Origin of the sequence: Microtetraspora sp. AC03309, from assembly GCF_020826795.1 — a bacterium.
GTDB lineage: Bacteria > Actinomycetota > Actinomycetes > Streptosporangiales > Streptosporangiaceae > Microtetraspora > Microtetraspora glauca.
The window spans coordinates 1-472 of sequence record NZ_JADDIL010000481.1 but is presented as its reverse complement, the minus strand read 5'-3'; the positions used below and the strand labels follow the sequence as shown (position 1 = coordinate 472).

The 472-nt window shown below is 64.6% G+C and carries 1 protein-coding gene; it reads left to right on the top strand.

The features are described from left to right. Positions 1-172: 172 nt before the first annotated feature. The coding region (locus tag IMZ11_RS43945; protein WP_228649670.1) for an acyl-CoA thioesterase II at positions 173-472 on the top strand (300 nt) is incomplete at its 3' end.

The window sequence follows — 472 nt, the reverse complement described above, 5'->3', positions numbered from 1 at the left end:
CAATGGATTTAGGTTGGCTGATACTGGCCTGACCTGCGGCGATCAGCAAACCGCAAAGATGCCGGATCAACCTGCAAAGCCGTTTACACGGGTTCGAATCCCGTCACTCGCTCGGATGGTAGCCCCCGCCCGCTAATGGGCGGGGGCTACATCGAATAATGCTGCGGTGCCCATGCTGCCCCTTGCCGACGTCCTGTCCACCCTCGACCTGACGCAGTCGGGTGACGGCATCTTCGTCGCTGAACAGCGGGACAACGCCAGCCACCACATCGTGGGTGGGCACATCACCGCGCAGGCGCTGATGGCGGCAGGCCGCACTGTGCCCGGCCGCTTGCCGCACAGCCTCCACGTCTATCTGCTGCGGGCCGGCGACGCCCGGTACCCGGTGCAGATGGAGGTGACCAGCTTGCGTGACGGCGGATCACTGTCGACTCGCAAGGTCATCGCGCGCCAGGGTGACGAGGAGTTGCTG